The 26,877-nt window shown below is 60.1% G+C and carries 25 protein-coding genes; 9 read left to right on the top strand and 16 right to left on the bottom strand.

Translation table 11 applies throughout. The annotated features are described in order from the left end of the window. Positions 1-9: 9 nt before the first annotated feature. The 4 genes from rfbD to rfbB are packed head-to-tail and all read right to left on the bottom strand — an operon-like array spanning position 10 to position 3,456. On the bottom strand, positions 10-909 hold the full coding sequence (gene rfbD / locus CKY51_RS14535) for a dTDP-4-dehydrorhamnose reductase (RefSeq protein WP_022974478.1): 900 nt from the start codon (positions 907-909) through the stop codon (positions 10-12). Then, the gene (gene rfbC, locus CKY51_RS14540; protein ID WP_152249421.1) at positions 906-1,463 is read right to left on the bottom strand and encodes a dTDP-4-dehydrorhamnose 3,5-epimerase; all 558 of its coding nucleotides are present in this window, start codon (positions 1,461-1,463) and stop codon (positions 906-908) included. Before rfbC ends, rfbD begins: the two co-directional genes overlap by 4 nt. Further along, a complete protein-coding gene (gene rfbA, locus CKY51_RS14545) occupies positions 1,460-2,347 on the bottom strand; it encodes a glucose-1-phosphate thymidylyltransferase RfbA (protein ID WP_152249422.1) in 888 nt (295 codons plus the stop codon). The genes rfbC and rfbA overlap by 4 nt, the downstream gene beginning before the upstream one ends. Positions 2,348-2,400: 53 nt before the next feature. After that, positions 2,401-3,456, bottom strand: a complete 1,056-nt coding sequence (gene rfbB, locus CKY51_RS14550; protein WP_152249451.1) for a dTDP-glucose 4,6-dehydratase — start codon at positions 3,454-3,456, stop codon at positions 2,401-2,403. Between the two features lie 213 nt (positions 3,457-3,669). On the opposite strand from rfbB, the gene CKY51_RS14555 reads away from it, so the two are divergent. The 9 genes from CKY51_RS14555 to CKY51_RS14595 all read left to right on the top strand — a co-directional run bounded on the left by CKY51_RS14555 (position 3,670) and on the right by CKY51_RS14595 (position 12,541). Further along, entirely contained in the window at positions 3,670-4,416 is a 747-nt protein-coding gene (locus tag CKY51_RS14555; protein ID WP_022974322.1) for an electron transfer flavoprotein subunit beta/FixA family protein, read from the top strand. Beyond that, positions 4,416-5,360: an electron transfer flavoprotein subunit alpha/FixB family protein gene (locus CKY51_RS14560; RefSeq protein ID WP_152249423.1), complete on the top strand. Its 945-nt coding sequence runs from the start codon at positions 4,416-4,418 to the stop codon at positions 5,358-5,360. Before CKY51_RS14555 ends, CKY51_RS14560 begins: the two co-directional genes overlap by 1 nt. 12 nt (positions 5,361-5,372) lie before the next feature. Next, positions 5,373-6,359, top strand: coding sequence for a lysylphosphatidylglycerol synthase transmembrane domain-containing protein (locus tag CKY51_RS14565; RefSeq protein WP_022974319.1), 987 nt, complete (start codon positions 5,373-5,375; stop codon positions 6,357-6,359). A 103-nt stretch (positions 6,360-6,462) separates the two neighbouring features. Beyond that, positions 6,463-7,851: a UbiA family prenyltransferase gene (locus tag CKY51_RS14570; protein ID WP_152249452.1), complete on the top strand. Its 1,389-nt coding sequence runs from the start codon at positions 6,463-6,465 to the stop codon at positions 7,849-7,851. Then, the gene (locus tag CKY51_RS14575) at positions 7,851-9,158 is read left to right on the top strand and encodes an FAD-binding oxidoreductase (RefSeq protein ID WP_022974317.1); all 1,308 of its coding nucleotides are present in this window, start codon (positions 7,851-7,853) and stop codon (positions 9,156-9,158) included. The genes CKY51_RS14570 and CKY51_RS14575 overlap by 1 nt, the downstream gene beginning before the upstream one ends. Before the next feature lie 2 nt (positions 9,159-9,160). Continuing rightward, positions 9,161-9,889, top strand: coding sequence for an SDR family oxidoreductase (locus tag CKY51_RS14580; RefSeq protein WP_031340829.1), 729 nt, complete (start codon positions 9,161-9,163; stop codon positions 9,887-9,889). Between the two features lies 1 nt (position 9,890). Beyond that, positions 9,891-10,835, top strand: a complete 945-nt coding sequence (locus CKY51_RS14585; RefSeq protein ID WP_152249424.1) for an NAD-dependent epimerase/dehydratase family protein — start codon at positions 9,891-9,893, stop codon at positions 10,833-10,835. A 21-nt stretch (positions 10,836-10,856) separates the two neighbouring features. After that, positions 10,857-12,152: an NAD(P)/FAD-dependent oxidoreductase gene (locus CKY51_RS14590; protein ID WP_152249425.1), complete on the top strand. Its 1,296-nt coding sequence runs from the start codon at positions 10,857-10,859 to the stop codon at positions 12,150-12,152. Beyond that, the gene (locus tag CKY51_RS14595; RefSeq protein ID WP_152249426.1) at positions 12,149-12,541 is read left to right on the top strand and encodes a GtrA family protein; all 393 of its coding nucleotides are present in this window, start codon (positions 12,149-12,151) and stop codon (positions 12,539-12,541) included. Before CKY51_RS14590 ends, CKY51_RS14595 begins: the two co-directional genes overlap by 4 nt. A 96-nt stretch (positions 12,542-12,637) precedes the next feature. Here CKY51_RS14595 and CKY51_RS14600 read toward each other — a convergent pair whose 3' ends face one another. The 12 genes from CKY51_RS14600 to CKY51_RS14655 form a co-directional block, all read right to left on the bottom strand. After that, positions 12,638-14,653, bottom strand: coding sequence for a hypothetical protein (locus tag CKY51_RS14600; RefSeq protein WP_152249427.1), 2,016 nt, complete (start codon positions 14,651-14,653; stop codon positions 12,638-12,640). A gap of 228 nt (positions 14,654-14,881) precedes the next feature. Beyond that, positions 14,882-15,769 carry an NAD-dependent epimerase/dehydratase family protein gene (locus CKY51_RS14605; RefSeq protein WP_152249428.1) on the bottom strand — a complete coding sequence of 296 codons (888 nt, stop codon included), beginning with the start codon at positions 15,767-15,769 and terminating at the stop codon, positions 14,882-14,884. Between the two features lie 81 nt (positions 15,770-15,850). Next, complete coding sequence (gmd, locus tag CKY51_RS14610) at positions 15,851-16,885, bottom strand: GDP-mannose 4,6-dehydratase (RefSeq protein WP_211904903.1); 1,035 nt, start codon at positions 16,883-16,885, stop codon at positions 15,851-15,853. A 44-nt stretch (positions 16,886-16,929) separates the two neighbouring features. Beyond that, positions 16,930-18,225: a glycosyltransferase family 4 protein gene (locus CKY51_RS14615; RefSeq protein ID WP_152249430.1), complete on the bottom strand. Its 1,296-nt coding sequence runs from the start codon at positions 18,223-18,225 to the stop codon at positions 16,930-16,932. Further along, positions 18,222-19,259 carry a glycosyltransferase family 4 protein gene (locus tag CKY51_RS14620; protein WP_152249431.1) on the bottom strand — a complete coding sequence of 346 codons (1,038 nt, stop codon included), beginning with the start codon at positions 19,257-19,259 and terminating at the stop codon, positions 18,222-18,224. The genes CKY51_RS14615 and CKY51_RS14620 overlap by 4 nt, the downstream gene beginning before the upstream one ends. Next, the gene (locus CKY51_RS14625) at positions 19,256-20,290 is read right to left on the bottom strand and encodes a glycosyltransferase family 4 protein (protein WP_152249432.1); all 1,035 of its coding nucleotides are present in this window, start codon (positions 20,288-20,290) and stop codon (positions 19,256-19,258) included. The genes CKY51_RS14620 and CKY51_RS14625 overlap by 4 nt, the downstream gene beginning before the upstream one ends. Before the next feature lie 2 nt (positions 20,291-20,292). Then, entirely contained in the window at positions 20,293-21,423 is a 1,131-nt protein-coding gene (locus CKY51_RS14630; protein WP_152249433.1) for a DegT/DnrJ/EryC1/StrS family aminotransferase, read from the bottom strand. A 9-nt stretch (positions 21,424-21,432) separates the two neighbouring features. Then, positions 21,433-22,056, bottom strand: a complete 624-nt coding sequence (locus tag CKY51_RS14635; RefSeq protein ID WP_152249434.1) for an acetyltransferase — start codon at positions 22,054-22,056, stop codon at positions 21,433-21,435. Further along, positions 22,053-23,900: an FkbM family methyltransferase gene (locus tag CKY51_RS14640; RefSeq protein ID WP_152249435.1), complete on the bottom strand. Its 1,848-nt coding sequence runs from the start codon at positions 23,898-23,900 to the stop codon at positions 22,053-22,055. Before CKY51_RS14640 ends, CKY51_RS14635 begins: the two co-directional genes overlap by 4 nt. Beyond that, entirely contained in the window at positions 23,890-24,633 is a 744-nt protein-coding gene (locus CKY51_RS14645; protein WP_152249436.1) for an ABC transporter ATP-binding protein, read from the bottom strand. Before CKY51_RS14645 ends, CKY51_RS14640 begins: the two co-directional genes overlap by 11 nt. 4 nt (positions 24,634-24,637) lie before the next feature. Next, positions 24,638-25,426, bottom strand: coding sequence for an ABC transporter permease (locus CKY51_RS14650; RefSeq protein ID WP_152249437.1), 789 nt, complete (start codon positions 25,424-25,426; stop codon positions 24,638-24,640). After that, positions 25,419-26,849 (bottom strand): glycosyltransferase family 4 protein, encoded by a 1,431-nt coding sequence (locus CKY51_RS14655; protein WP_244952543.1) that lies wholly within the window; start codon positions 26,847-26,849, stop codon positions 25,419-25,421. The genes CKY51_RS14650 and CKY51_RS14655 overlap by 8 nt, the downstream gene beginning before the upstream one ends. Positions 26,850-26,877: the final 28 nt, after the last annotated feature.

The raw sequence follows: 26,877 nt of genomic DNA on the forward strand, positions 1-26,877 counted from the left end.
ATATGCGACTCAGCGCAGTACCAGGGTGTCCAGTACCTGGCCCAAGCCGTCCTGCCACTGCGGCAGCCGGACGCCGAATGTGTCTTGCAGGCTGCGCGTGTCCAATCGCGAATACGCCGGGCGCTTGGCCGGGGTTGGGTAGTCGGCGGTGGTGATCGCCTCGATGAACGGCCGACGAGCGATCAGGCCACGCGCCAACGCGTGAGTGAAAATGGCCTCGGCAAAACCATGCCAGCTGGTTTCGCCCGCCGCGGTGAGGTGCCAGAGGCCGGAGGGCTGGTCAGGGTGGCGCAGGGCCAACGCGGTGAGATCGGCGATCAACGCCGCCGGGGTCGGCGTGCCGATTTGGTCGGCGACCACACGCAACAGGTCGCGTTCGGCGCCGACGCGCAGCATCGTGCGCAGAAAGTTATTGCCGTGAGCGGCATAGACCCAGGCGGTGCGGAAGATCAGATGACGCCCGCCGGCGGCCTGCACTGCCTGCTCGCCGGCCAGCTTGCTCTGCCCGTACACGCCCAGCGGCGCAGTGGCATCGTCCGGCCGGTACGGTTGCGTGCCCTGGCCATCGAACACATAGTCGGTCGAGTAATGCACCATCGGCACGCCGGCACGCGCGCACCATTGCGCGATCACCCCGGGGGCTTCGGCATTGGCGCGAAATGCAGCATCGCGCTCCTGTTCGGCACGATCGACCGCGGTGTAGGCGGCGGCGTTGATCAGCACCGTCGGCCGTACCCTATCCAATACCAAGTCGAGCGATGCAAGCTCGTCCAGATCGATCCGCTCGCAAACACGTCCGTCAGGCAGATGGCCTGAGCGGCATGCCGCTACCACCGTCCCCAGCGGTGCCAGCGCCCTCAACAACTCAGTACCTAGCTGCCCGTTGGCGCCTATCACCAGCGTGGTCACGGCTGATAGACCGGCAGTCGCTCTTCGGCAATATCCTCAAGCAACGGTGCAGCTCTGTCCTTCGCTGACAGGATGGGCGAGCTTATCGGCCAATCCACACCGATACTGCCGTCGTCCCAGCGAACACTGGCGTCGGCTTCATGCACATAAATATCAGTGCAGAGGTAGCTGAACACAACACGTTCAGACAACACCGCAAACCCATGGGCGAACCCCTCAGGTATCCAGAACTGTCGCTTATTTTCCGCGCTCAGGACAGCAGCAGTCCATTGACCGAAATACGGTGAGCCGCGCCGGATATCCACTGCGACATCGTAGACCTCCCCCTCTAGCACGCTGACCAACTTCCCCTGTGGGCGCGGCCATTGGTAGTGCAGGCCTCGCAGCACGCCCCGGGTCGATGTGGATACGTTACTTTGCAGGAAACGTAACGGCAGGCCATGTTGATCAAAACGCTCGGCGTTCCAGGTTTCAAAAAACTGACCGCGCTCGTCACCGAATACTCTTGGCTCTATGACTAGGCAACCAGGCAAAGAAGTCTCAATGACTTTCAAGGAACTACTCCACGTTGTGCGAGCGAGTGTAGATATTGGCCGTAGGCGTTCTTGCTCAGCGGCGCAGCCAATCGCTCCAATTGGGACGCATCGATCCATCCCTGAGCAAAGGCGATCTCTTCGGGACAACAGACCTGTAAACCCTGCCGCATCTGAATCGTCTCGATGAAATTGGAGGCCTCGTGTAGGGACTGATGCGTGCCGGTATCCAGCCATGCATAGCCGCGCCCAAGCGACTCCAAGTGCAGATCGCCCGTCTCAAGATAACGCCGATTGAGATCCGTGATTTCCAGTTCCCCTCGACTGGACGGCATCAATTCTGCGGCATAGTCACATGCCCGTCCATCGTAGAAATACAGGCCAGTAACAGCATAGTTTGACCGAGGGCGCAGGGGCTTTTCCTCGATATTGATGACCTTCCCCTGAGAATTGAATTCGGCGACTCCATAGCGCTCGGGATCGTTGACCCAATAGCCGAACACGGTTGCCCCATGCTCACGCGCGCTGGCGCGGCGCAACACGTCGGTCAGACCGTGCCCGTGAAAGATGTTGTCTCCCAGCACCAGGCAACTGGGCTTGTCGCCGACGAAGTCACGCCCAATCAGATAGGCCTGAGCCAAACCATCCGGACTCGGCTGCACCGCGTAGCGAACATCGATTCCCCACTGTGCACCATCGCCTAGCAATGCCTGGAACAGGGGCTGCTCGTGGGGCGTATTGATGATCAGAACCTCACGAATGCCGGTCAGCATCAGCACACTGAGCGGATAGTAGATCATCGGCTTGTCGTAGACGGGCAATAGCTGTTTACTTATCCCTTTGGTGATGGGATACAACCGCGTCCCGGAGCCGCCCGCCAGGATGATGCCTTTTCGTTGTGTCATAGATTTCCCTTAATGAGGTCATCGGCCTGCGTGCGAGCTAGACAAATGCCGCGTCAAGCAGATTCGCCAATCCGCTCGAGGCGATAACTGCCGTCCAGCACGCTCCGCACCCAGGCTTGGTTGTCCAAGTACCACTGCACCGTCAGGGCGATCCCTTGTTCGAACGTGTAAGCAGGATGCCAGCCCAGTTCATTGCGAAGTTTGCTGGCATCGATGGCATACCGGCGATCATGGCCGGGACGGTCGGCCACATAGGTAATCTGGCTAGCGCGCGGCTGGCCGTCGTCACGTGGCTGCAACCGGTCCAATAACGCGCAAATGGTGTGAACAACCTCGATATTCTGCCTTTCCGCGTTGCCTCCAACGTTGTAGGTCTGGCCGATACGCCCCTTCTCCAGCACGGTGCGAATCGCATCACAGTGATCGCTGACAAACAACCAGTCGCGCACCTGTTTGCCATCGCCGTAGATAGGAAGCGCCTCACCCGCTAGGGCCTTCGCGATGACCAAGGGAATCAACTTCTCCGGAAAGTGGTACGGCCCATAGTTGTTGGAGCAGTTGGTCGTCAGGACCGGCAAACCATACGTATGATGAAACGCGCGCACCAGGTGATCAGACGCTGCCTTAGACGCCGCGTATGGGGAATTTGGCGCGTAAGGAGTCGTTTCAGTGAACTGACCGGTCTCCCCCAAGGTTCCGTAGACCTCGTCGGTCGATACATGCAAGAAGCGAAAGGCGGCGCGCTCGAGCGCCGGCAAATTCCGCCAGTAATCCCGAACAGATTCCAGCAAAGCGAGCGTTCCGACCACATTGGTCTGGACGAAGGCCGCAGGCCCATCAATGGAACGATCCACGTGCGACTCTGCAGCGAAATTCACCACCGCCGCAGGCCGATGCTCGCCAAGCACGCGACTCACCAGAGTGCGGTCGCCAATATCCCCTTGGACAAACAGGTGGCTCGGATGGTCCCGCAGGGAAGCCAGCGTAGCCAGATTGCCGGCATAGGTCAGCGCGTCGAGCGTGATCACCCGCACTCCCCGGCGCACCGCCTCCAAAACGAAATTGCCGCCGATGAAGCCGGCTCCGCCGGTCACGAGCCACGTTGTCACGGTTTGCCGCTCTCCCCGATCACTGATCGCGCTGATTTCAACGTCACAGAATATACGGTCGCGTGACCCGGAGCCTGAAGCCACCACATGACTCCTGCCGACACCCCCCATACGCCATCGCATGGTTACCGCTGCCCGGTTAGAATTACCCGCACTCCCGAGCCAGCCGCCGCGGCCGGGCCTTCCCGTAATCGCTGAAGGATCTCGTACACGATGAAAATCCTCGTCGCCTACAAGCGCGTGGTGGACTACAACGTCCGCATTCAGGTCAAGCCGGATGGCTCCGGCGTGGTGACCGAAGGCGTCAAGCTTTCGCCCAACCCGTTCGACGAAATCGCCCTGGAAGAGGCCCTGCGACTACGCGACGCCGGCACTGCCAGCGAGGTCGTGGTGGCCACCCTGGCCCCCGCCGACGCGGCCGCCCATCTGCGCAACGGCCTGGCCATGGGCGCCAATCGCGCCATCCACGTGGTCACCGACAACGCCGTGCAGCCGCTGACCGCCGCCCGCGCCCTGCTCAAGCTGGTCGAGAAGGAGCAGCCGGATCTGGTGATCCTGGGCAAGCAGGCCATCGACGACGATGCCAACCAGACCGGCCAGATGCTGGCCACCCTGTGGGGACGTCCGCAAGCCACGTTCGCCAGCAAGCTGGTGATCGCCGACGGCAAGGCCACCGTGACACGCGAGGTCGATGCCGGCCTGGAGACGCTGGAGATCGATCTGCCGGCCGTGGTCACCACCGACCTGCGTCTGAACGAGCCGCGCTTCATCAAGCTGCCGGACATCATGAAGGCCAAGAGCAAGCCGCTGGAAACGCTGGCCTTCGCCGATCTCGGGGTGCAGGCGCACGACAGCCTCACCACCACCCATTACGCCGCTCCGTCCAAGCGCAGCCGCGGCGTCATGGTCAAGGATGCCGCCGAACTGGTGGCCGCACTCAAGCAGAAGGGGTTGCTGTAATGGCCAAGATCCTCGTCGTTGCCGAACATCTCAACGGCCAGCTCAATGCGGCCACCGCCAAGACCGTCAGTGCCGCCCAGGCGGTATCGCCGGACGCAATCGACGTCCTCGTGCTGGCGGCCGAACCGGCAGCTGTCGCCAGCCAGGCCGCCCAGCTAGCCGGCGTGGCCCGCGTACTGACCGTGACCAACCCCGCCAACGCGAACGCCATCGCCCAGGTGCTGGGGCCACAGGTGGCCCAGATCGCCGGCCAGGGGTATTCCCACGTGTTCGGCCCCTCGACCACCTTCGGCAAGGACCTGATGCCGGTGGTGGCCGCCCTGCTGGGCGTCAACCAGATCTCCGACCTGATGGCGGTCGAGGATGCCTACACCTTCAAGCGACCGATCTACGCCGGCAACGCCATCATCACCGTGCAGGCACCGTCCGATCAGCCCGTGGTGGCGACCGTCCGTAGCGCCTCCTGGCCGGAAGCCGCCAGTGGCGGCAACGCGGCGGTCGAGGCCGTTTCGGTTGACGCCGCCTTGCCAAGCCACTCGCGTTTCGTCGCATTGGCGGCCGGCAGCTCCGATCGTCCGGATCTGCAGAGCGCCAAGCGCGTCGTCTCCGGCGGCCGCGGCGTCGGTTCGGCGGAGAACTTCAAGCACATCTACAGCCTGGCCGACAAGTTGGGCGCGGCGGTCGGCGCCTCGCGCGCAGCCGTCGATGCCGGCTATGTGCCCAACGAACTGCAGGTCGGCCAGACCGGCAAGATCATTGCGCCGGAACTGTACGTGGCCATCGGCATCAGTGGCGCGATCCAGCATCTGACCGGCATCAAGGACGCCGGCACCATCGTGGCGATCAACAAGGATCCGGAGTCTCCGATCTTCGAGATTGCCGATATCGGACTGGTCGGTGATCTGTTCACCCTGCTGCCCGAACTCGAAGCTGCCCTGGGCTGAAGCCGAGTCGAGATGTTATCGAGCGCTCGGTCACACAACGGCGACCCCAAGCCTCCGCGCTATCGCCTGGATCAGTTGGCGCTGTGTGTGCTCATCGTTTGCGCGGCCTATGTGGCCGCGCTGGTCTGGATCGATCGCGGCAACGGAACCTTCGCGCGGCTCGGCGAGGTGGGTCATCTGCTGGCCCTCGCGACGCTCCCGGTCTCGGCTAGCTATCTGTTCCGCTATTGGCGCTGGCGGTGGCTGTTGCGGCGCCAGGGAAATGCAATCCCCTGGTGGCCAGGCCTGGCCGGCTATCTGGCTGGGTTTGCCTTGACCGCGACGCCTGCCAAGGCGGGCGAGCTGATGCGGCTCCGTTACTTCGCCCGCCTCGGCGTTCCCGCGCCCAGGACCCTGGCAATCTTCGTTTTCGAGCGCGCCAGCGACCTGCTGATTATCCTGAGCGTGTCGCTACTGGCCGCGCCGGTGTTCCCGGCCCTGGGAACGCTGGCCGCAATTGTGCTGGGCGGCGTGCTCGTCCTGTTTGGCGCAGCTGCTTGGCCCGCATTGCTCGACTGGCTGGCACGGCTAGGCGAACGCCTGCCAGGCCGATGGCTCCGTGCCAGCACTCGTTTTTGCTTGGCCGCGGCACTGGAGCTGCGCAGTTGTCTGGGCCTGCGATCAATGGCCCAGAGCCTGTTCGCCGGCAGCCTGGCATGGGGCCTGATTTCCTGCGTCTTCGCCGGGCTTTGTCTGGCGCTGGGCCTTACGCTCGATCCCATCGTCGCGCTTGGCATCTATCCATTGGCGATGCTGGTGGGTGCAGTGTCCTTCGTGCCCGGCGGAGTCGGGACAACGGAATTAGCGATCGTGCTGATGCTCGAGCGACTGGGCGTGGGAACGGCCGATGCCATCGCTGTGGCCGTCGCGGCCCGCCTGGTAACGCTCTGGTATGCGGTTGTGGTCGGCGCCCTCGCCCTGCTCAGCGCAGAACTGGGGGTGCGCCGTGAAGCCGATTGAGCCACTGGGTATAATCGCTGCCCCGTAGCGGAACGCCCTACCGTCGATGTCCTCTCCCTCTTTCACGCCCTCCCGTCCTCCTGGTGCGGGACGCGCCCTGTGCGTGGACCTCGATGGCACGCTATTGAACTCGGACATTCTTTATGAGTCGGTGCTGGCGCTGCTGGCGCGCAATCCGCTGTATCTGTTCGTGTTGCCCTTCTGGCTCCTGCGCGGCAAGGCTGCGCTGAAGCGCGAGTTGGCATCGCGCGTCAGCCTGCCCGCCGAGACCCTGCCCTACAACGCCCAGGTCCTCGACTTGCTGCGCACCACCGAGCAGCGGCCGCGGGTGCTGTGCACCGCCTCGGATGCCCTACTGGTCACGCCGATCGCCGAGCACCTGGGCCTGTTCGAGCAGGTGATCGCCAGCGACGGCAAGCGCAACCTCTCCGGCCACAACAAGGCAGCTGCGCTCGTCGAAGCCTTTGGAGAACGAAATTTCGACTACGCCGGCAACGGCAGCGTGGACTTGCATGTGTGGGACAAGGCCGGCGGCGCCTGGGTCGTGAACAACGACAATGCCCTGCGCAAGGCGGCCGCCCAGCGCACCACCGTGTATGCGCACTGGCCAGCACCACCGCGCGCACGGGCCTGGCTCAAGGCGCTGCGTCTGCATCAATGGTTGAAGAATCTGCTGGTTTTCTTGCCGCTGCTGGCAGCGCACCGCTTTCTCCAACCGACATCGATACTGCAGGCGGTTCTGGCCCTGGTTGCCTTTGGGCTTTGCGCCTCCGGCGTTTATGTCCTCAACGATCTGCTCGATCTTACCCCCGATCGCCAACATCCTCGCAAGCGCGAGCGTCCGTTTGCTGCCGGCCGCATTCCGCTCCTGCACGGACTCTTTGCCGCCCCGGCGCTGACCTTGGCGGGCCTGGCGCTGTCGTTGGCGTGCAACATCGAATTCACGCTGGTCTTGCTCGCCTATTACGTGATGACGCTGGCGTATTCGCTCCGCCTCAAGCGCATTGTGATGATCGACGTGGTGTTGCTGGCAGCCCTCTATACCGTGCGCATCATCGGCGGTGCGATGGCCATCGATATCGAACTGTCGTTCTGGCTGCTCGCGTTCTCGATGTTCATCTTCTTGTCGCTGGCACTGCTCAAGCGCTACACCGAGCTGCACGCCATGCTGACCAGCGGTAAGACCAAAGCCAGCGGCCGTGCTTACTCGGTAGAGGACCTGTCGTTGTTGCAGTCGATGGGCGCTGCGGCAGGCTACATCGCGGTGTTGGTGATGGCGCTGTACATCAACAGCCCCGAGAGCGTACAGCTGTATCGCAATCCCAAGCTACTGTGGATGGTCTGTCCAGTGCTGTTGTATTGGGTCAGCCGGGTCTGGGTGGTCGCCCATCGCGGCGACATGCACGATGACCCCATCGTCTTTGCCGCCACCGATCGGGTCAGCCAGGTCGTCGTCGTGCTGTGCGGCCTGTTCGCCTTGAGCGCCATCTAATGGCCGACGCCGGGCAGTCCTGGGGACGCTATCCGCATGCGACGCAGACGCTGCTGCCGATCGTCGACCGGGCGGCGACCCTGCCGGCCTTCGCAGGCAACGCGCTGCCGCGCGGAAACGGCCGCAGCTACGGCGACAGTTGCCTCAATCCCGACGGCACCTTGCTGTGCGCGCGTGGCCTGGACCGCTTCATCGGCTTCGACCCCGCGTCTGGCCGGGTACGCTGCGAGGCCGGGGTCACGCTCGCCGAGATCATCGATCTGGTCCTGCCGCAGGGCTGGTTCCTGCCGGTGACACCGGGCACCCGCTACGTCACCGTGGCCGGCGCCATCGCCAACGATGTGCATGGCAAGAACCATCATCGCACCGGCAACTTCGGCCACCACGTATGCGCGTTCGAGCTGCTGCGCAGCGACGGCAGCCGCCGTCTGTGCACGCCGCAGGCCGATGACGAGGGCTGGTTCGCGGCCACGGTCGGCGGACTCGGCTTGACCGGGCTGATCACCTGGGCGGAGATCCAGTTGCGCCGAGTGCCGGGACCGGCGCTGGAGACGGAGAACATCCGCTTCGGCTCGCTCGACGAGTTCTTTGCGTTGTCCGCGGCCTCGGCAGACAGCCACGAGTACAGCGTCGCCTGGATCGACTGCCTGGCCAGCGGTCGCGCCCGCGGCCGCGGCCATTTCACCCGCGCCGATCACTGCGCCGGCCTGCCCGAGGAACGCCCGGCCTCGCCCGGCAAGGGCCTGACGATGCCGCTGACCCCGCCCGTCTCGCTGGTCAACAAGCTGTCGCTGCGGCCGTTCAACGCGCTGTACTACTGGCGCCAGCCCGCGCGCAGCAAGCGCCGGCTGAGCCACCTGCTGCCGTTCTTCTACCCGCTGGACGGCATCCGTCACTGGAACCGCATGTACGGCCCGCGCGGCTTCCTGCAATACCAGTGCGTGCTGCCGCCGGCCAGCGCGCGCGACGGCGTGGATGCGCTGCTGGCGGAAATCGCCCGCAGCGGCAGCGGCTCGTTTCTCGCGGTACTGAAGGAATTCGGCGATATCCCCGCACGCGGCATGCTCTCCTTCCCGCGCCCCGGCACTACGCTGGCGCTGGATTTCCCCAACGACGGCGACGACGTGCTGCGCCTGCTGGCGCGCCTTGATCGCATCGTCGACGCCGCCGGCGGCGCTCTGTACCCTGCCAAGGACGCGCGGATGTCCGCTGACTCGTTCAAGCGCGCCTACGCCCGCTGGCAGGACTTCAGTCGCTATCTCGATCCCTGCTTTTCTTCCGGCTTTTGGCGCCGGGTCACGGAGTGAACATGCAACGCGTCCTCATCATCGGCGCCACCTCGGCGATTGCCGAAGCCACCGCCCGGCGTTACGCCGCGCGCGGTGCAGCCATCCATCTGCTCGGCCGCCAAGCCGCACGCCTGGAGGCGATCGCGTCCGACCTGTCGACTCGCGGTGGCAAGGCCAGCTGTGGCCTGCTCGACGTCAACGATAGCGCCGACCATGCGGCGGCCTTGGATGCCGCATGGGCCGCGCTGGGCGGCGTTGACGTTGTGCTGATTGCACACGGCACGCTGCCCGACCAAGCAGCATGCGATGCCTCGGTCGAACTGTCCCTGCGCGAGTTCGCCACCAACGGCACTTCGACGATCGCGCTCTGCGCCGCCCTGGTGCCGCGCCTGGGCGCCGGCGCGACGCTGGCGGTGATTTCCTCGGTGGCGGGCGACCGCGGGCGCGCGAGCAACTATCTGTACGGCAGCGCCAAAGCGGCGGTCAGCGCCTACCTGAGCGGCCTCGGCCAGCGTCTGCGCCCGCTGGGTATCAACGTTCTCACGATCAAGCCGGGCTTCGTCGATACGCCGATGACCGCCGCTTTCAAGAAAGGCGCGCTGTGGGCCAAGCCCGATCAGATCGCCAAGGGCATTCTGCGCGCGGTCGATGGACGTCGCGCAGTCGCCTATTTGCCGGGATTCTGGTGGGCGATCATGTTCGTCATCAAGTCCATCCCCGAATTTGTCTTCCGCCGGATCACGCTCTGACATGACCGATAAACACGCCAAAATCGTCATCACCGGCGCCGCAGGCCTGGTTGGGCAGAACCTGGTCGTCGAACTCGAACAGCAGGGTTACACCCATCTGGTGGCGATCGACAAGCATGCGCACAACCTGCAGATCCTGCGTGAACTGCATCCTGCCGTTCGCGTCATCCATGCCGACCTGGCCGAGCCCGGCGATTGGTCGCGCGAATTCGAGGGTGCGGCCTGCGTGGCGCAATTGCATGCGCAGATCACCGGCAAGACCACCGATCTATTCACCCGTAATAACCTGACCGCTACCCAACACGTACTCGACGCCTGTCGCGCCGCAAACGTGCCTTATTTGGTGCACATCAGTTCTTCAGTGGTTAACTCGGTCGCCAAGGACGATTACACCAACACCAAGCGTGCCCAGGAAGAGATGGTGGTGGCCAGCGGAGTTCGCCACTGCGTATTGCGTCCGACGCTGATGTTCGGCTGGTTTGACCCCAAACACCTGGGCTGGCTGTCGCGCTTCATGGCCAAGACGCCGGTATTTCCCATCCCAGGCGACGGCAAGTTCATGCGGCAGCCGCTCTACGAGCGCGACTTCTGCCGCTGCATCGCCAAGTGCATCGAGCGCGAACCCGACGGACAGATCTACGACATCGTTGGCGACACCCGCGTCGACTACGTCGATATCATCAAGACGATCAAACGGGTCAAGAAACTACGCACCATGATCGTGCATATCCCGATCGGTTTCTTCGCCCTCCTGCTACGCGTGTATTCGCTCTTCAGTTCCAAACCGCCGTTCACTGCCGACCAGCTGAAGGCACTCAGTGCTGGCGATGACTTCAAGGGCGTCGATACCGATGCGGTATTCGGCGTGCGGCAAACGCCGTTCGAGGACGCGATCCGCGAAAGCTATACCGACCCGCGCTACAGCCATATCGTGCTCCAGCGCTGAACCGTCATTACGAGATAGAACATGAGCACATTCGCAATCGTCGGCAGCGGCCCCATGGGCCTGATGGCTGCCATGGAACTGTTGAAGAAAGGCCATCAGGTCGACGTGTACGAACGCGACGACCGCATCGGCGGCATGTCTGCAGATTTCGACTTCGACGGCCTGCGCATCGAGCGCTACTACCACTTCATCTGCAAGACCGATTTTCCACTGTTCAAGCTGCTCAAGGACCTGAAGCTGTCCGATCGGCTGCACTGGACGGACACCAAGATGGGGTATTACTACCAGGGCAAGCTGCACAAGTGGGGAACACCGTTTGCGCTGCTCGGCTTCCCGCACCTGGGATTGGTCGACAAAGTGCGTTACGCGTTACACGTCATGCACACCAAGGGTATCAAGGACTGGGCACCACTGGACAAGGAGAACGCGCGCGACTGGATCACTCGCTGGATCGGCCCCAAGGCCTACGAGGTGATGTGGGAGAAGGCATTCGCGCTGAAGTTCTTCGAGTACCAGAACGACTTGTCCGCCTCGTGGATCGGCACCCGCATCAAGCGCGTGGCGCTGTCGCGGCGCAATCTGTTCAACGAAAGCATGGGCTACCTGGACGGCGGTTCGGCCGTGTTGTTGGAACGCATGGCGGCGGAAGTGACGCGCCTGGGAGGCCGCATCCTGTTGTCGCAACCGATTGAAGAAGTTGCCTCTGTCGATGGCAAGGTCACCGGCATCCGCACTCGCGACGGGCAACACGCCTACGACGGCGTGGTGTCGACAGCACCAATCCAATACGTGCCTGGCATGGTGCCAGGCTTGCCCAAGACCTTCGCCGACCAGGTCACCGCAATCGAGAACATCCCGGTCGCCTGCGTGATCCTGAAGCTGTCCGAGCCGGTCAGTGAGAACTTCTGGATGAACATCAGTGACGACCGGATCGCCATCCCCGGCTTGATCGAATACAGCAACCTCAACCCAGGTAAGGGCGCTGGCGAGCACATCGTCTATGCGCCCTACTACATGCCCAAGACCCACCCGAAGTGGCAGTGGAGCAACCAGCAGCTCATCGACGAAGTCATCGGCTACCTGCCGATGATCAATCCGAATTTCAAGCCGGAGTGGATTCGCGCGAGCCATTGCCATCGCTACGAGTATGCGCAGACGATCTGCCCGCCCGGATTCCAGGACATGCTGCCGCCGATGAAGACGCCGCTGAAGGGCTTCTATATGGCGGATACGGCGTACTACTACCCAGAGGATCGCTCGATCAATGAAAGTATCGCCGTGGGGCAGCGCCTCGCGGCAGAGGCGAAAGCCGGATGAAAAGGCAGGCGTTGCTATTCTTGATGGCCGGCGGCATCGCTGCCGCCGCCAACTTCGGATCGCGCATCGCGCTCAGTCAGATTGTCCCCTATGTGCCTGCCATCGTCACGGCTTACATGATCGGGATGATCACCGCATTTACGCTGAACCGGGCATTCGTTTTCAAGGACGCCACCAACTCGGTGCGCTCCCAGGCAGCCTGGTTTGTATTGATCAATCTGTTGGCAGTTGCCCAGACCGTCTTGATCAGCGTATGGCTGTCGCATTGGCTGGTGAAGGGACTGGCCAGCGAGGAGCTTGCCGAGACGATCGCACACGCGGTCGGCGTGATCTTTCCGGTCTTCACCAGCTTTGCCGGCCATAAGTATCTTTCATTCCGGACGCATTGAACGCAACCAGACACGGCCCGGTGCCCCTGCAAACGCAATGACATCTCCGGCGTCAGTAGCACCGGACACGCATGCAGGGGACCAACAACTACCTAGCTATCGGGCGACCGTTTCACATAGATCGAGCGGAGCATTCTCGCAGCGCTGCATCGGGCCAAGATCCAGTGGAGGTAGTCCGTAGTCATAAGTGAACCATCCAGCCCCCTCTTGCAGTAACTCCAACCGCACCACTGCTCCATTGTCGAACTCGCTTGCCCGAACGCTCAGCACCATCTCGGTGCTCGATCCCGGCTTGATACCAGGAAGCGGGGTACGCAGGAGCTCCGTACGCGGCATGGCACGTTGGCCACCTTTCCCACCAGGCAGCCGCACGATCGCCAGATTGACCGGGTACGCACCATGACCAGCCAACGGCTTGAGTCCAACGTTACTGACGACAATCCGCATGACGAGCAAGCCAGAGTCATGTTCTAAGCGTGGCTGACCGTCGAGTCGCATGACGACAGCGGTTTCCGTCGGCAGTAGCTTGACGTCGGTAGACAAGCTTGCGTCACCGACTTTTGGCGAAGTGCGATTCCCCAGGTTGCCTGCACCTTCTGCCAGGTAATAGCGCACCTGCGGCGTTGCCGCGATCTGCTTGCGCTGAGGAAGGAACTTGCTGCTGACGAGAACGAACTGATGCTTACCGTCTTCGTCGCAGCGATTCTCTTCGTGAAAGAGGATGTGCCAGGACCCCGTATCGATGCAGACGCCGGGATGCTGGGGGTCGACCCGCTTAGCATATGCCAGTAGCGTCGCCGAGTCCGCCCAGCTATCGTCCCATCCGCCTTGCCTATCGATCGTCAGCGCAACTTGTTTGCCTCCCGCTTTCACGGTGAGCACATCAAGCGCCTTTTGATAGACAGCGACCGGCATCGATGCAGGTGTTTGCAATAGTTCGCTGGACTTGGCCCCTAGCAAAACGGCCACGCCAACCGCACTCAGCGCAAGCGCGTATCCGACAGCTGGCCGCCTTTGCTTCCACAAGGCAACAAGGCTAACAACCGTCAACGCGGCCAGAATCGCATAAAACGGCGTGAACCAGTATTCGAGGTAGCGATACTCAAGACTATCGATCCCCTTGCGCGCGTACAGCATCGCGGCGACTAATCCGGCCAGAAAAATCAGCGCACCAACAGAGACGTGACGCCGTTCGACCCTCGCACGCAACGCCCATCCCACCACGATGGCGAGCGGCAACACCAAATACCAGAACGGGACGAAATCGAACACATAGCCGACTACCGCGGGTATCTGATTTGGCTCGCGATGACCGGCGAAGGCAAAGTACTTGGGAAATTCGCCAGGCCAATGCACCAATGTTTGCGCCAGCAAAGGCGCAAGCAATGCAATGATCAGCAGCGCACTGATGAGCAACGTCGACTTGCTGAGCGTGTTGAGTGGCGCCATCGCCCATTGACCTGAGCGCCAGGCAATCACGCACCCCGCCACCAGGACAAAGCAGATGATAGGAACCAGACCGACAAAGCTGGCGTGCCCGTGTATTAGTCCTCCCGCCCCCAGGATCAGCCAGGGAAGCCAGCGCCAGCCAAGCAACAACAAACCAGCAGCCCCGACGACGAAGACAACCGAAGCGCCGACGTAAAGAAATGGCGGCCAGGGCGCAGTGAAACTATAGGATTTGGCTAGTAGCAGTACCACCGTGAATACCGAAGCGCCAAGCAACGCTTCGGCAACGCTGCCGGTGAGCCGATGCATGAACGCAACGACCAAGGCGATTGCCAATGCAGCAAAGCTCAAGCTTGCAAAAACCTGCGCCGCGAAGGGCGAGTGGAAGATAGGAATCAGGTCGAAAAAAAGCAGTTCCGACCATGCCATAAGCTGAAAGAAAAACGGCCCGGGATGATAGAAGCCAACGCGGCTGTAGTTACCATGCCAAAGCGCTAAATGCTTCGCTTCGACCACCAGCATATCGTTGGACGCATAGTCGGTGAACGGCAGCACCGCGTCGTGGAAGAAGAACGATCCCTTGGTGATCAAGACCGCTGCGACGATCGCCACGAACGTTGCGACGGCCAGAAGGAACGTGACACTGAGATATTTGCGTATCATTTGGCCGATGACGTCTATGGAACGGTGCTTACGAATCCGGCACTCGGCTAAATGTGTGCCCAGAGGCAAGCCGACGCCGAATCATTCAGCCACGCGCTCATGCATGGAAGAGCTGGAATTGAATGCTAGGCCAGTACACTCCCTCCTGTCCACCGCCTCAGACTGCACGAGGCTGCAATGACCGCTCTGCATCGCCGCCGGCCCCCTTACGACAGAAAGCTCAGCAGGCTACGGCGCCGACAGCATCCATTCCAGAGTATCGCGGAGCGGGCGGAATGACACTTCCCCGGTCAAGGCAAGCAAGTGCTCGTTCGATCCTGCCAGCCGATTGACCTCATTGATACGCATGAATTCGGCGTCACTCTGGATTTGGAAAGAGACGCCCGAAATGTTCTCGACGAGTTCGATCACGGCACGCAAACTCGTTGATCGCCCACTGCAGATATTGACCGTTTCTCCGCCGAGCTTTCTGGCTATCAGCAGCCCATAGCATGCCACCAAATCGCGTACGTCCGTGAAGTCACGCTCGACATCAAGGTTACCCAGGCGCACGACCAATTCGCCTCTGCGCGCGTGATCCACCAACTTGGAGACGAAAAAAGACGGCGCCTGACCGATACCGATGTAGTTGAATGGCCGCGTCAGTACGATGGGCAAGCGGTCCATGTAAAGCTGGGCCACATACTCCGCAGCTACCTTGCTGACGGCGTAGTCGTTGAACGGTGCCATCGGCGACTGTTCGGTCAGCAGGGTATGCGACGATGGTCCGTAGACATGCGCGCTACTGGCGATCAGCACGCTCGACGGAGCCTGCTTCAGTTGACTCAAAGCATCAAGAAGGTTTCTCGTACCGACGACGTTGGTTTGGTAGATCGCTGAAATATCCTGATGGGCGACGTGGGAGATGCCGGCCAGATGCACTACGATCTCCGGACGTATCCGCTCGACTACCTCCCCGAGGCGAGGACGATCCAGCAGATCAACCGCGGTCACGTCGGCGGTCGAGCCGCCCGAGCGACGCAGGCCGTGCACCCGATAGCCCCTGCGCTGTAGTTCTTCGGCCATGTAGGGCCCGGTGAAACCATCTACACCGGTGACAATTGCAGTCGGCGTCATTGAAACAGTTTCCTTGCAACTTGTAGGGCATTGGATGCCCCCCGATGACGCCGACGCCAGCGAGGGGATGACGCGACAAACTCAGAATGAGGCTCCAAGCTCGTTGCGGCGCAGATCGGCCTTCACCATCATCTCGCACAGCTCTTCCAACGAGGTCTTCGCTTCCCAGCCGAGCTCGCGTCTCGCCTTTCCAGAGTCGCCAATCAATAGATCCACCTCTGCGGGACGATGGAATTTCGGATTGATCTTCACCAGCAACTTGCCAGATTTGGCACACAGCCCGGTCTCTTCGAGCCCGGCCCCACTCCAATTCAGTTCGACATCGATCGCCTTGAAGGCCATAGTGACGAAATCACGCACCGTTTCCGTTCGATTGGTCGCCAGGACGTAGGTATCTGGTTCATCCGCCTGCAGAATGCGCCACATGCCTTCCACGTATTCCTTAGCAAAACCCCAGTCGCGTTTTGCATCCAAATTTCCAAGCTCCAAAATGTCGAGCTTACCCAGCTTGATCTTGGCAACGGAGTCCGTGATCTTGCGCGTGACAAATTCGCGCCCCCGTAGCGGAGACTCATGATTGAAGAGAATTCCGCTGGAACCGAACAGGCCATAGGATTCGCGATAGTTGACCGTGATCCAGTGGGCGTACAGCTTGGCAACGCCATAGGGGCTGCGCGGATAGAAAGGTGTACGCTCGGTCTGCGGCACTTCCTGTACCAACCCGAACATCTCAGAGGTCGATGCCTGGTAGAAGCGGATCGCAGGATTGACGGCGCGAATGGCCTCAAGCATGTTCAACGCACCTACTGCAGTGATCTGTGCAGTCAGTACGGGCTGGTCGAACGAAACACCGACGAAGCTTTGCGCCGCCAGATTGTAGACCTCAGTCGCCTGGCTGGCCTGCAACAACCTGACCGTCGAACCGATGTCCTGCAGATCATGCTCGACAAGATGCAGATTCGGATGCTTGTCGATTCCCAGCTCTTCAATGCGCCAGAAGTTCACCGAACTCGTACGCCGGTAGGTGCCGAAGACACGATACCCCTTCTCCAGAAGCAACTGGGCAAGGTAGGCACCATCTTGACCGGAGATGCCGGTAATCACTGCTGATTTCATTGTATTCATCCTGAGAAGTACTAAGCGGCATTGGCAGCCGGCGATTAGAGCGAGAACATTGATTCGAGTGTGCGAGACACCCGCTGGGCGGCGCTGGAGCTACCAGATAGGCGCATTCTACCGAGTTGACCGCCGTACATCCTGGCTGTGCGGATGTACGGCTCGGCGGCGATGTATTCCGGAATGATGCGCTCCAGGCCGTCGACATAGCGCCGAGCAGAGAACTCTTCTGCCGCCCACGCCCCGGCGCGTTCGGCGAGCTCCCGTGCCAGCGGCCGATTGGACCAGACGAATTGCAAATGCTCCAGGAGCTCTCTCCTGCTATCTCCCGCCGGCACCTTGAGTACCAGATCGTCGGGAAGTTCAGCATAGAACCCCGCATTGCTGACGATCACCGGCGCACCGGACTGCATGCCTTCGATCGCAGATGCCGAAGCACCCTCGACGGCGGGGTCGCGTAGACAACAGATGACGTCCGCCTCGGCCAACCCTTCCAACAAACGCTCGTGGCTGACCCGGCCCTCAAGAGTCAGACCTTGGAACCCTACCTCTTCGCAGATGCCGTGCAAGCGCGCCCGCTCATCGTCGCTGCAAGGGCCCAGCACTCGGTAATCAACATGGCGTGCCAGCTCCGGGTCGGCCGCAACGGCGCGAATGACCCACTCCACCCGCTTATTGGGATTGACGACTCCGAAGGTGCGAATCGCAAGACGCTCCGACCCGGAGACGCCCACGCCGACGCTCGGCTGCACCTGCTCGACTGGGTAGGCGAGAGAGAGTTTATGCACCGGTCCCGGTGACGACGCACGCACGCGAGCGCCGTAGAAGTTCGAGTGAATAATGCATCCCAGCGTATTTCCAGCCACCCATTCGGTCAGAGGAAATAGACGGGTTGCCCTCTCGTAGAAATTTTCGGCGTTTGCGCTTGCGCATTGATGGCCGGCCTCGCCCCCATACATCTGAGTAACGATGCGGGACGCATCCTGAACTCGGCCGATCGATTGCAGCCAACCCAGGAACAGGCCGAGCACACACCAGTCGTGGAGAACTGCCACATAGGGCCGAATCGTCGCCAGCTCGAAAAGGCGCCCGTGATAGGCGAAATAATCCCCCACGTTGGCAATGATCAGATCGGCCTGCAACAACCAGTCCATTTCTGCGCGGGACCCAGGCTCGAGTACGCCCACGTCCGCTCGCGGCGGCACGGCTAAATCTTCACCGACCTCGGTGCGATAGATAGCGACATGATGCCCCCTGCTGCGCAACTCGTTGATGACCGCTTCGCTGTAACGTCCGATCGCGGACTGTTTGCAATATGGAGTGGCCCAGACGATCTTCATCGAGTCAGAGTCTCCACCGTCGTCTTCCAGTTGATTGCCATCCCTGTCCAGCGCTCATAAGCGGCCTGCCCACGCTCCATCGTTTCAGTACGATTAGCGAAGACAGCGCCGATCGCGGCCGCGAGCTGCGCAGTGTCGTCCTGGCAGACCCAACCTTGACTTCCGTCGTGGATCAATTCGGTCAGATCGCCCGAATCATCCACCGTAATAACGGCTTTTCGCGCCTGGCACGCTTCCATCGTCACGTAGCCATAGGAATCTTCGTTGAAAGGCAGGTAGGCGCAGGCCAGTGCGCCATTGACATAACTAGCGATGGTTTCGCGCGGGAGAAAACCGATATCCAGTTTTACTCGGTCATGCAGCCCATGCTTTTCCACCAGCTCGCGGAGGCGATCTGCGTCGGCGAGCCCATCCGGCGGACCTGCGATGATCAGACGTGCGTTTCCGGGCGCCTGCGCCAACGCTTCGACAAGACGGTGCTGGCGCTTGCTCAAATTGATGCGTCCGCCGGCGAAAATATAATCGCCGTATTCGCCTCCAGCAAACATTTCTTCATCGTTGAGCGGTGCGCGCAGAATCGACGAATGCACGTGGTTATAACGCAGCAGCCGCTCCTGCACGGTGCGGCCGACCGCATATACCTGTTTGACGGTGTCGAAGCACTGATTATCGGTTTCGATGATGGCGCTACGGATCTGTCGCCCCTCGGCAGTGTCCGGAATGTTCGAATGGCCGGCATCCCAGAGGTCGTAAGCCTGGCGATACTGGTGCGCCAACCACATCACCTTGTCCTCGAACGGGAGCAGATAGGCTGGAAACTTCATCGCGATCACGCGATCAACATTTCCGATGCGGAAGTTCTGGCACATGAGCATCTCGCCGATCAAACGCTCAGGCGGATCCCAAGTGAAGGGAATCCTCAACAGTTCGGAGTCATGTCCGTGCATCCTGAGATTGGCAACCAGCCGGTCGGCCAGCTCTTCAGCACCGCCGCGGATCCCGGGGACCATATTGTTCAAGACGAGGATCTTCACGACAGTACTCGCTCGATGATATGACTCCAATCAATACGTAACTCCCGCACGCGCTCGCGTGCACCAAGACCCATCCGTGAAGCGTGCCCGCGATCCGCCCAGAGGCGATCGATCACTTCCGCCAGTGCGCGAGGATCTGGCTCGGCGATGAGGCCGCTGCGTCCGTCCTCGACAAACTCCACCACGCCTCCCGAGTCGGTCGTGGTCAGAATGGGCTTGCCGGCTGACGCCGCCTCCAACGAAGGATAACCGTACGAATCCTCATCCTTGGGCAGATAAGCGGCCGCCAGCGCGGTAGAAAGCCAGGAGATTTTCTCTTCCTCGCTGATCCAGCGATTCACCAACACCACACGCTCGGCAAGCCCATGCTCTAGGATTGTCGCATGCAGTTGATTGACGTAATCCACGCTACCTGCACCGCACAGTCGCAACTTCACTGGCGTGCGCACATAGCGAAATGCTTCCAGTAGAAGATGCTGGCGCTTATGAGGCTCGATGCGGCAAACGCACACGATCTCATCGCCCTGGCCGGCATCATGGAACTTCGAAACATCGTGCAGTGGTGGATATAGCACCTCCGCAGACACGTTGTTATAGCGCTTGAGGCGATCGGCGACGACCTGCGAATTCGCAAATACTCTGCGCGCCTCGTTAAGCGCGGTCGTATCGGCGCGTACGATTGCATTGCGCAGAGACCGATGTCGCTCATCGTCGGGAAACGCGCGGTATGGCGAATCCCAAAGGTCGTAGAACAAACGAAAATGGTGAATGAACCACACCACTTTGTTCGGATGCTGGATCAAATGCGCAGGCGGTCTGGTCGTGATGATCCGGTCGACCGAATGGCTCAAGTCCATCAGCCGATAGCTCGCCATCTGCGGCAGCATGGAATCTGGCTCCTCCCACATCGGAAGATAGACGATCTCCACCTCATGCCCATGTTCGCGCAGCCGGGTTCCGAGCCACTCGACGATGAAACGCGCGCCCCCATTAATGAAAGGGACGAACGATGAGCAGATCGCGATGCGCAATGTCAGCGTCCCAGTTCGCGCATCGCCGAAGCGAGCGATGCAACGATACGGTCAATATCCGCCTTCTCCAGCGCGGCGTGGGTGGGCAGGTTGATGCCTCGACGCGCCTGATCGTTGGCAACGGGAAATTCGCTGCCATCCTGGAAGTAAGGTGGCAGCACGTGCATCGGATAAAACACTGGACGGGTCTCGACCCCATCTTGGTCCATCAGCGCCATGACGCGATCGCGCTGTTCTTCAGTGACACCCTTGAGCAGCACGGTGTACATCCAATAAACGTGCTTCGCATAGTCGGCTACGAAGGGGGTCTCGGCCAAATCCCGCTGCGAGGCGAATGCTTCTGCATACCAGGCTGCGACGCGTTGACGTGCGGCCAGTGCGTCGTCGACCCGCTCCATTTGCGCCAAACCGATTGCAGCAGCGATGTTGGTCATCCGATAGTTGAAACCCACCACCGGAAACCAATAACGGCGCTTGGGATCCATCCCCTGACCGCGGTATAGCCGCAACCGCGCGGCCAAGTCGTCGTCGTCGGTCGTCACCATGCCGCCTTCTCCGGTGGTCACGATCTTGTTTCCGAAGAAGCTGAAGGTCGCGCAATCGCCGATCCCGCCGACCGGCCTGCCCTTGTACAAGGCACCATGCGCTTCGGCAGCATCCTCGATGACACGCAGACCATGGCGCTTGGCCACCTCAAGGACGGGATCCATATCGACGGGGTGGCCATAGAGATGGACCACGATGATCGCCTTGGTTCGCTGTGTAATCTTGGCTTCCAGGCTGGATGCGTCGATGTTCATCGTGCCAGCCTCGGAATCAAGCAGCACCGGCGTCGCGTTGCAATAGGCAACTGCGTTGGCCGTAGCAATATAGGTCAGGGTCGGAATGAGCACCTCATCCCCCTCTCCGATCCCTAGCGCGACGAGAGCCAGATGGATGGCAGTGGTGCCATTATTGATCGCGACAGCGTGCCGTACACCGCAAAAGCGCGCAAATGCGCTTTCAAATTTGCCGATAAACTCGCCAGCCGATGAAATCCAGGTGGAGTCAAGACACTGGTTGACATATTCCTTTTCATTACCGCCCAGATTCGGCACAGCCACTGGGATGCGCTTGTTCGCCAAGGTATTCATCAGTCTTTCCTATTTGATTTGCTGTGCCGGCATACCGACCCAAACGCCGGCTGCATGAATGTCTCGCACCACGGTAGCTCCCGCGCCTACAACCGCTGCCGCAGCGATGGTGATACCGGGGATGACGCGCGATCCCGCACCCAGGAACGCACCCTCCCCCAGCGTCACACAACCGGCCAGGACTGTGCCTGGTGCAACGTGTGCGTAGCGCCCGACCACGCAATCGTGGTCAATCGAGGCATTCGTGTTAACAATAGCAAAATCCCCAAGCACTGCGTCCGCGTTCACCACCGCGCCCTCCATGATGGCGCAACCCGCACCGATCTTCGCGGACGGCGAGACGACAGCAGATCGGCCGACGGCCGTCACGAATTCGAGGCCGAGGCTCCTGATGCGCTCCACGACTTTTTTCCGCAGCCTGTTGTCGCCGAGTGCCACGAACACGCCATCGACTCCATCTGCATGCAGCCTTGGTAAGTGCTCGTCCTCGCCACCGATCACTTCTACACCATTGACCCATTGGCCAGTCAGGGGAGCGTCCAGGCACGCAACCACCTCATGCCCGTTGCAGCGCAACAGATCGATGACGACCTTGGCGTGCCCACCGCCGCCTACCACGGCGACGCGACTCATTGCCCACCTCCAGAAGCGGCCGCAAGCGGAGATTGCGGGCGGCAGAACAGCAGATTGGAGCTTGCCCGGCCACTGAGCACCCCGAAATCATCGATCCTTGCGTATTCACCTGTCAGGTCATCGATTAAATACATCAAGAATCCATGCTTTGCCCGCATCTGCTCCCAGGCTTCGCGCGTCGTACCTACGCGCTCGAGATGCGATTCCGCATACTCCAGCACCAGCGCAGCATCCGGGCAGCGCTTCAACAGCATCTCCATACCTGCAATGACCTCGAGTTCGGCACCCTCCACGTCGATTTTGACTAGGTCCATTCGGTCCGTCTCAACGATCAAGTCCAAGGGACGAACGTCGACGCAGACGACATCGACTGCGTCTGGTAGCGCGTAAAGCGAACTGTGCCCGGAGATCGCCCCAACTTGAAACTCCTGCCCGTCTTCTGCGCGTGCCGCTGCTGCGAACGGCAAGATACTAATGGTATCCCCGACCCCGCTCAACCGCACGCTGGCTCGCAGGTGATCTAAGGTGCGCGGCATCGCCTCGATGGCGAAAACACGACCGGAAGGACCTACCGTCTTCGCGCCCACTACCGTATGCAAGCCGATGTTGGCTCCTACATCGACGAAGACATCTCCCTTGCGCAAGACGTTCTGCAGAAACAGCCGAAGTCCGCGCTCTACATCCCCATACTCGACCAAGCAAAGTGCAAGCAGGTCGTCGCGCTCATCGCACGAGAAATACCCGAATTCAGTACCGATGATCCAGCCCGAACTCTTTCGAAGAACCATCCGCGAACCATTGCGCGAGTGCGGCAGATTCGCCTCGATCAGCGCCTCCCTCTGAACTGAGCGCGCTATTTCGGTCCTGCCTTGATCTATGGCAACACCTGCCAAATCCAGCTTCACATGCGCGGCGGTGACGAGTTCGGCGACAGCAGCACCGGAGTCCGTCAACGCTGCGACCTGCCGGGCAAGCGCAGTGCACTCATTTCTCAGCGTCTGTATTTCATGCGCGCTGGACTGCAACAGAGCGAGCGCCTCTTGGCTTTGAACAGAAGATGCCACAGAAGGAGCGTTTTGCAATTGCATATCGGCAAAACGCCGCATGAAAGCCATTTGCTCTTGAAGTGCAATCAAGCTCCGCGATACACGGCGCATCCAACGAATCAGCCTCACCACGGGGTTCTTGTCGAGCAAGATGTTCCTCAAAATAGGATTTTTGGCTGCAAGACGGTGTATCAGCGGAAGCCGCTGACCATTCGAAACCCCTGGCACCTGATGATTTAGTCCAAGCCGAGCCGCGGCCTGCATCCGCCCACGTGCAGCAGTGTCGACAATCTGTAGCGCGGCAATCTTCACTCCCAGTGTTCGGTCATCGCCCCCTATGCCCAGGGAGCGCGGAGAGGACGGGTTATTGACCTGAAATTCGACTTGGACGAACCCCTTCCTACCAAGCATCCTAACCTGGCACTCGACTTCGACGACCTCCCATCCCTGCGAACGCTGCAATACGGGTTTCGATGGCCCGCCGTTAACGCTCATGCTGATTGAAGCGCGATGATTTCCGGCCTCGAACGGCATCGCCGTGATCACTAGCCAATAACGCGTTTCAGGCGTGACGGCACGCAAGCGCACCTCGAGTTCGGCGCACGCGTTAATGGACCAGACACCATCCGGCTCGGGAGCGCCAAAGCCACGCAGAGAGAGAGCTGACATCTGCGGCTGTTGGCCATCCGAGAGCACGACCTCCTCGCCGAGCAACAAGGCTCCATCTCTTTCAAGCAGATAAGCTGCCGAGTCGGCCGCAAATTTCAAGGCATTCGGAAGCTTGAGGCTATCCGCCATAGCCTTCTGCCTTCAATTGGTCGACGGATATTTCGCGCAAAGTGCCATGATTCAGCACGAAGATTCGATTGCAATACTCAGAAATTGCAGCGAGAGAGTGCGATGCAAGGCAGAAGATTTGCGATGACTTGATGAAATTGCGCATGCGAACCGCGGCACGCTCCTTGAAGGCCTCATCGCCCACGTCAAAAACTTCGTCAACCAGCAGAACTTCCGGCTTTGTGCAAGTAGCGACTGCGAACATCAAGCGCATGGTCATGCCCGCAGAGTAGGTACGCACGGCCAGCTGCAGAAAATCACCCAGATCAGTGAACTCTTCTATTTCAGGGATCCGCGCCTGGATTTCCTGTCGCGATAAGCCCAACATCATCCCCATCCGCATAATGTTCTCGTAGCCGGACAACTCAGGATCCATGCCTGCGCCCACCTCGAACATCGTCGCGACACGACCAACGCGTTCGATACGGCCTTCGAGCGGGATATAGATACCAGCCATTGTCCGCAGCAGCGTGCTCTTTCCTGCACCATTGTGGCCAACGATTCCAACCGCATCCCCCTGTTTGAGCGCGAAAGAAACCTTATCCAGCGCGGTCACCTGAGTGACCTGCCCGGTATTAGCCAGCAACTTCCCGCCAGTGGCAATACCAACCAGATTGCGACGAAGCGAAAGGCTGTGATTGTTATAGATGGGATACCGCAGCGTGACATCGTGGAATTCAAGCTTGGCTGTCATCGTTCTAGATCCAGAAGGGAAGGCGCAGCTTGGCCTTGTGAAGAAACCAGAATGCCGCGATCCAGCCGATCACCGCCATTACTGTCAACACCACATACGTCACCATACTCGGCGCATGACCGAGCATCGGCGCCCGAATGCCCTCAATAAGATAAGTAAAGGGATTGAATTCCAAAATTACTGAAGAAAACGGCAGCGCCTCCAACCGGTACATCACTGGACTTATCAAGAATAGCATCGGCATCACCGATGACACACCGTACTCAAGATCGCGATAGCGAGCCCCCAGCACACCGAAGACAAAACAAATCCAAAGCATATTGAGCGTCACCAACAAAATCCCTGGAATAAATAGCAATGTGTACCAGGTCACGGGAATATGAAAGAAGACCGCAACAATCAGAAATACGACCAAACTGTGTACGAAGTTGACTATGTATCGCGTGACAACACTCGTCGGATGGACCGAAAGCGGCATCACCACATTACGAATTAGTGGCGCCTGCCGCACAAAGAGGCCGCAGCTCTCGATAAGAACGCCGGATAACATCTGCCAGATGATCAGACCGGCGGTCAACGTCGGAATGAACTTTTGGCGATCGATATTGAGCAGCTGACTCCATAACAGACCAAGACCTAGTACGCCAACAGCTGTAGCCAAGGACTGCCAGAAGGGGCCCAGCACGCTCCGACGGTAACGGGCACGGATATCGCCCTGTGCGATATAGAACGAAACCCGAGCAGCCTTCATGCCTTCGACCAAGTCATTGAAGGTGGATGAATAACTATGCATTGGAATTGTCGACCTGCGAGGAAGAGTAAACAACGGAACTGGGGGACGTAGGAACGATCGCGCTCCGCTGACGATGGAGGTGGATACGCTCGAACCAATCGATGAGTGAACTTGCCGCGCGCTCTGCGGACAATGTTTCAAGAACGGACGCCTGCGCGCGCTCGCCTAACTGCTGGGCCAGAACAGGGTTATCAGCCAACTGTCGCATCCATCTAGCAGCGTCACCAACATCTGCACGAGCCCAGCGCTGGCCTTCATGGTGGGCATATTCGCCCTCTCGCACAGGCACCAGCGTGTAGCCCACTAGCGCGCTGTTATCCGCGTCCATGAAAGCAAGATTTCCGGACCAACCAGTGCCGATCACAGGCTTCCCTTGCGCCATGCACTCAGCTAGTCCGAGGCCAAATCCTTCCGCATGATGCAACGAGACGTAGACGTCCGCACACCGCTGCAGCGCATGCACATCAGCACGATCCAGTATCTGATCGCGCACGACGATGCGGTCATCTGCTCGCGCTTTTTCCAGAAGAGCGCGCAAACTCTGCGGATTTCGATGACCATTACTCGTCTTGACCAGAAGACGGACATCCTTTCGCTCTTTAGGGAACGCTTGCGCGAAAGCTTCGATTACCGCAAAGGGGTTTTTGCGATAGAGATACGAGTTGAAATCAAAACTGGTTAGGAACACGAAAGCTTCTGCATCTATGTCGAAATCGACACGCTGCAGACCGCTGTCACCAACTTCGCTCAGTGGAAGGGGAACACAGACCACCGGCTTATCTGTCACGCGAGAGAAAGCGTCGCGCACGAACTCCGAGGCGACAAGGATTTCGTCGACCAATTCGATTGATGGCAACCAAGTGTCTGGAATGATCTCCAGCTCCCAAAACCAGCAAGCGACGATGTGCTTTCCACGCAAGCGCGCCTCCCCGATACTCTCGAATGCAGGAGCGAGGTAATCAGGATTGATGAAGACCAGGTGGATGTCATAAGGGGCTTCGTCGCTGATGTAGCTATCCAGACTTCGGTCGTCCAGGCCATGTGGCAGATTGAGATCGATGTCGACCAGCGCAGTAGGATATCCCGCACCGAGCAAAGCGCGTGCGTAGAGGCGCGCGCATTCGGCCAGGCCAAATTGCCCGCGTAAATAGGCGAATATGTTGACACCCTGCGCAGTTTCATTGCCGCGCGGCATTGCAAACATACGAACTGGCGCGTCCAGGATCGGATGCCGTTTCGCGGCCCAGCTTTCCCAGCGAGGAAATACGACTACCGGAGCGGGAGGTTCGGCAATCATGCGCTCGACCACCCACGCACGGAGTGATGCAGGGACCCAGCGATAAAGTGCCCGCAACCAGTGGTTGCGCAAGACCCAACGCGCCAGCCGGCTTAGGATCGGAAAAGTATTGACGGTATCTTGCAATGCCTAGCCCTCAGAATGGCCGCTTGTT

This window comes from Xanthomonas maliensis (assembly GCF_009192945.1).
Classification (GTDB): domain Bacteria; phylum Pseudomonadota; class Gammaproteobacteria; order Xanthomonadales; family Xanthomonadaceae; genus Xanthomonas; species Xanthomonas maliensis.